Below are 5,338 nucleotides of genomic sequence, written 5' to 3'. Positions count from 1 at the left end.
CCCTCGCGCGGAACCCTCGCCGAGATCGCCGACCCGGCCGCTCTCGCCGTCTCGTATCAGACCGGCGGAGCGAGTGCGATCAGCGTTCTCACCGAGAGTCGGCGATTCGGCGGCTCGCTCGCGGACCTCGCCGACGTCCGCGCGGCGGTCGATGTCCCCGTTCTGCGCAAGGACTTCATCGCCGAGCCGTACCAGGTCTTCGAGGCGCGCGCCGCGGACGCCGATCTCGTGCTGCTGATCGTGGCGGCCCTGACCCAGCCGGTGCTCACCGAGCTGCACGCTCTCATCCTCGAACTCGGCATGACGCCGCTCGTCGAAGCGCACTCGGCGGACGAGGTCGAGCGGGCGCTCGACGTCGGGGCGCAGGTCGTCGGCGTCAACGCCCGCGACCTGTCGACCTTCGAACTCGACCGCGACCTGTTCGGGACGCTGGCCGACCGCATCCCGTCGGGCGTGATCCGGGTGGCCGAGTCGGCCGTCAAGGAACCCGCCGACGTCGCCCACTACCGGGCGGCCGGCGCCGACGTCGTTCTCATCGGCGAGGCCCTCGTCACCGGCGACGACCCCGTCGCGACCCTCGAATCCTTCCTGGAGGCAGGCAAGTGAACGTCAGTCTGAAAGACCGTCCGGGACCGTTCTTCGACGCGTACGGTGGGCGCTTCATGCCGGAGTCGCTCATCAAGGCGATCGACGAGCTCGCCGCCGCGTACGAACAGATGAAGGCCGATCCCGAGTTCCACGCGGAGCTCGCCGAGCTGCACCGCACCTACACGGGGCGCCCGTCGATCATCACGGAGGTGCCGCGATTCGCGGAGCACGCCGGCGGCGCACGCATCATTCTCAAGCGCGAGGATCTGAACCACACCGGCTCGCACAAGATCAACAACGTGCTCGGCCAGGCCTTGCTCACCAAGCGCCTCGGCAAGAAGCGCGTCATCGCCGAGACCGGAGCCGGACAGCATGGCGTCGCCACCGCCACCGCCGCCGCGCTCTTCGGTCTGGAGTGCACCGTCTTCATGGGCGAGGTCGACACGCAGCGTCAGGCGCTCAACGTCGCGCGGATGCGCCTGCTCGGCGCCGAGGTCGTCCCGGTGACCACCGGCAGCCGCACCCTCAAGGATGCGATCAACGAGGCCTACCGCGAGTGGGTCACGAGTGTCGAGACGACCAACTACATCTTCGGCACGGCGGCGGGTCCGCATCCGTTTCCGGCGATGGTGCGCGACTTCCAGAAGATCATCGGCGAGGAGGCCCGGCAACAGGTGCTCGACCTCACCGGCAAGCTGCCGGACGTCGTGATGGCCTGCGTCGGCGGCGGGTCCAATGCGATCGGCATCTTCCACGCCTTCCTCGATGACGCCGACGTGAAGTTGATCGGGATCGAGGCGGCGGGCGACGGCGTCGACACCGAGAAGCATGCCGCGACGATCGAGCGCGGGCGCCCCGGGGTGCTGCACGGCTCGCGCTCCTACGTTCTGCAGAACGAAGACGGGCAGACGATCGAATCGCACTCGATCTCGGCCGGACTCGACTACCCGGGTGTCGGGCCCGAGCACGCCGCGCTCAACGATCTCGGTCGGGCGACCTACTTGCCGGCGACCGACACCGAGGCGATGGATGCGCTCCGCCTGCTCTCGATGACCGAGGGGATCATCCCGGCCATCGAGTCCGCGCACGCCCTCGCCGGAGCGCTGCGTCTGGGCCGCGAGCTCGGACCGGACGCGACCATCCTCATCAACCTCTCCGGCCGCGGCGACAAGGACGTCGCGACGGCGGGGGAATGGTTCGGTCTGTTCGACGAAGGAGCCAAGCAGTCGTGACGGTCCCCACCCTGTCGGTCGGCACGCGCATCGCCGAGAACCGCGACGACGGACGCGGCACGCTGGTCGGCTACCTCCCGGTCGGCTTTCCCGACCTCGGCACGAGCATCGACGCCGCGATCGCCCTCGCCGAGAACGGCGTCGGCGCTCTGGAGCTGGGCCTTCCGTACAGCGACCCGGTGATGGACGGCCTCGCGATCCAGAAGGCGACCGAGACGGCATTGCGGAACGGGTTCCGCACCCGCGACGTCTTCACCGCGGTCGAGGCGGTCCGCGCCCGCGTCGACATCCCGGTTCTCGTGATGACCTACTGGAACCCCGTCGTGCAGTACGGCCTCGACGCCTTCGCGGACGCACTCGTCGATGCCGGCGGGGCGGGTCTCATCACCCCCGACATCACGCCGGACTCGGCGGCGGACTGGATCGCGACGAGTGACCGCACGGGACTCGATCGCGTCTTCCTCGCGGCGCCGTCCTCGACCGACGAGCGCCTGGCGACGACGGTCGCGACGAGCCGCGGGTTCGTCTACGCGGTCTCGACGATGGGCATCACCGGCGCCCGCGCCACGGTGGATGCCGCAGCCCGCACGCTCGTCGGGCGCCTGCGGGACGCGGGAGCGGAGAACGTCTGCGTCGGCATCGGCATCTCGTCGGGGGAGCAGGTCGCCGAGGTGCTCGGCTACGCCGACGGCGCGATCGTCGGGGCGGCGCTCGTGACGGCGCTGGCCGAGGGGGGAGTCGCGGGGGTCGCCGCGAAAGCCGCGGAGCTCGCGTCCGGCATCGACGCGGCAAGGCTCGGCTCCTAGAAGGAAGTAGACTCAGCCGGTGATCCCGTCGAGCCTCCCCAGCCCGCCATCCGACTGGTCGTCGTTCGAGATCCCGCTGGGCTTCCTGCACGATCTCCTCCCGATCATTCCCGAGCAGCTGGTGATCCACGTCTACGCGCTCGCGATCCTGCTCGGCATCACCGTCGCGATCGTCGTGTCCAACTACCGGCTGACGGCGCGCGGGGCCGAACCGTGGATCGTCATCGACCTCTCGATCTGGGCGGTCGTCTTCGGCATCATCGGGTCGCGTGCCTGGCACGTCGCGACCCACCCCGACGACTACTTCGGCGACGGGAAGCTCGGCTTCGCGCTCGACTTCAACAACCTGGCGAACGGCTCCAGCGTCTGGGCGGTCTGGGCCGGCGGAGTGGCGATCTTCGGCGCGGTGCTCTTCGGAGCTGTCGGCGTCTCCATCGCCTGCCGCATCGCGGGACTCACGTTCACCGCCGCCGTCGATGCGATGGCGCCGACGCTGCTGCTGGCCCAGGCCTTCGGCCGGCTCGGCAACTACTTCAACCAGGAGTTGTTCGGCCTGCCGACCGACCTCCCGTGGGGCCTCGAGATCGACCGCCCGAACTCGGCGATCCCCGTGGGCATCCCCGAGGACGCGCTCTTCCACCCGACCTTCCTCTACGAGATCATCTGGCTCGTCGCCGGCTTCGTGGTCCTCATGCTCATCGAGAATCGGGTCTCGCTCGGCAAAGTCCGGTCCGGATTCGGGTCATTCCTGCCGTTCTGGCCGACGTTCGTGCGCCGGGACTCCTGGTACTGGGGCAAGATGGTGGGTCTCTACGCGATCTGGTACGGCCTCGGTCGCGTCTGGTTCGAGTCCATCCGACTCGACCCGAGTGAGACCCTGTTCGGCATCCGCTCCAACGTGTGGGGGGCGCTGGCGTTCATCCTCGCGGGCATCCTCATCATCGCCATCCAGACGAAGAGGCACCCGGGCATCGAGGCGAGTGTCTACCGGCCCGGCAAGGAGTGGGATCCGCACTCTGCGGTAGACTCCGAAGCGATCTACTCGGACGAAGAGACCGGCGATGGCGCCGCATCCTCGACTCCGGCGCCTGCCACAAGCGGAGCTTCCCGAAAATAGTCCCGCCTCCGCGCACCCTCGCGGTCCGGGACGCCACCACAGCATCCGTTGGGCCAGCGACGTCCCACTCAGCACCATCGTGAGGACGGCCTCCATGACTACACAGAACGCATTCGGACGGTTCAGCTCGGTCCCGGCGGCGCAGGGGCTCTACAACCCTCGGTTCGAGAAGGACGCCTGCGGGCTCGCGATGGTGGCGACCCTGCGCGGCACCGCCGGGCACGACATCGTGACGCAGGCGCTCGACGCGCTGCGCCACCTCGAGCACCGCGGTGCGATCGGCTCGGATGCGGGCACCGGCGACGGCGCCGGCATCATCACCCAGATCCCGGATGCCTTCCTGCGTGCGGTCGCCGGATTCGCGCTGCCCCCCGTCGGACGCTACGCGGTCGGCATGGCGTTCCTCCCGACCGACAAGTCCGAGCGCGACGCGCAGAAGGCGGCGATCGAGGTGATCGCCGCGGAGGAGTCGCTACGGGTGCTCGGCTGGCGCGACGTGCCCACCGACCCGGCGCATCTGGGAACCCTCGCGCGCGAGGCGGCACCGGTCTTCGAGCAGCTCTTCGTCGAGGCGGCGAGCGGCGACGCCGCGGGCATCCTGCTCGACCGGCTGACGTTCCGGCTGCGCAAGCGCGCCGAACGGGAGCTGGGTGCCTACTTCCCGTCGCTCTCCGCGCGCACCCTCGTCTACAAGGGCATGGTGACGACGCTCCAGCTGGAGCCGTTCTACCCCGACCTTTCCGACGAGCGGTTCGTCTCCAAGCTCGCCCTCGTGCACTCGCGCTACTCGACCAACACCTTCCCGTCGTGGCCGCTCGCGCAGCCGTTCCGGATGATCGCGCACAACGGCGAGATCAACACCGTCGAAGGCAACCGCAACTGGATGCGCGCCCGGCAGTCGCAGTTGGCGAGTGAGGCGCTCGGCGACCTGACGCCGCTCTTCCCGATCGTCAGCCCCGGAGCATCCGACTCGGCCTCGTTCGACGAGGTCGTCGAGCTGCTCAACCTCGGTGGTCGGTCGTTGCCGCACGCGATGATGATGATGGTGCCGGAGGCCTGGGAGAACCAGACCGACATCGATCCCACGCGGCGCTCGTTCTACGAGTTCCACTCGATGCTCATGGAGCCGTGGGACGGCCCTGCCGCCCTGGTCTTCACCGACGGCGACTTCGTCGGAGCGACGCTCGACCGCAACGGTCTGCGTCCCGGGCGCTTCCTCGTCACCGACGACGGGCTCGTCGTGCTCGCGAGCGAGATCGGCGTGCTCGACTTCCCGCCGGACCGCATCGTGCGCAAGGGTCGCCTGCGCCCCGGCAAGATGTTCCTCGTCGACACCGTCGCCGGGCGCATCGTCGAGGACGACGAGATCAAGGCCGAGCTCGCGGCGGCGGAGCCGTGGCAGGAGTGGCTCGACGCCGGGCGCATCGAGCTCAAGGACCTTCCGGAGCGGGAGCACATCTCGCACACCCCGGCCTCCGTCGTGCGGCGCCAGCGCACCTTCGGCTACACCGAGGAGGAGGTGCGCATTCTCCTCACCCCGATGGCGGTCAACGGCGCCGAGCCGCTCGGTGCGATGGGGTCGGACACCCCGATCG

The 5,338-nt window shown here is 69.3% G+C and carries 5 protein-coding genes; all 5 read left to right on the top strand.

The annotated features are described in order from the left end of the window. Positions 1–606 (top strand): indole-3-glycerol-phosphate synthase (locus tag ACILQS_RS15350; RefSeq protein ID WP_395640996.1); only part of this gene is annotated, 606 nt, incomplete at its 5' end. Then, complete coding sequence (gene trpB / locus ACILQS_RS15345) at positions 603–1,820, top strand: tryptophan synthase subunit beta (RefSeq protein WP_395640995.1); 1,218 nt, start codon at positions 603–605, stop codon at positions 1,818–1,820. The genes ACILQS_RS15350 and trpB, both read left to right, overlap by 4 nt. Continuing rightward, positions 1,817–2,626, top strand: coding sequence for a tryptophan synthase subunit alpha (gene trpA, locus ACILQS_RS15340; RefSeq protein WP_395640994.1), 810 nt, complete (start codon positions 1,817–1,819; stop codon positions 2,624–2,626). Before trpB ends, trpA begins: the two co-directional genes overlap by 4 nt. Before the next feature lie 19 nt (positions 2,627–2,645). Then, positions 2,646–3,743, top strand: coding sequence for a prolipoprotein diacylglyceryl transferase (locus tag ACILQS_RS15335; protein WP_395640993.1), 1,098 nt, complete (start codon positions 2,646–2,648; stop codon positions 3,741–3,743). A gap of 94 nt (positions 3,744–3,837) precedes the next feature. Next, a partial coding sequence (locus ACILQS_RS15330) for a glutamate synthase central domain-containing protein (protein WP_395640992.1) occupies positions 3,838–5,338 on the top strand: 1,501 nt, incomplete at its 3' end.

The sequence above is a fragment of the Pseudolysinimonas sp. genome, from assembly GCF_044239695.1.
Taxonomy (GTDB): domain Bacteria; phylum Actinomycetota; class Actinomycetes; order Actinomycetales; family Microbacteriaceae; genus Pseudolysinimonas_A.
This window is presented reverse-complemented; position numbering and strand designations above follow the sequence as displayed.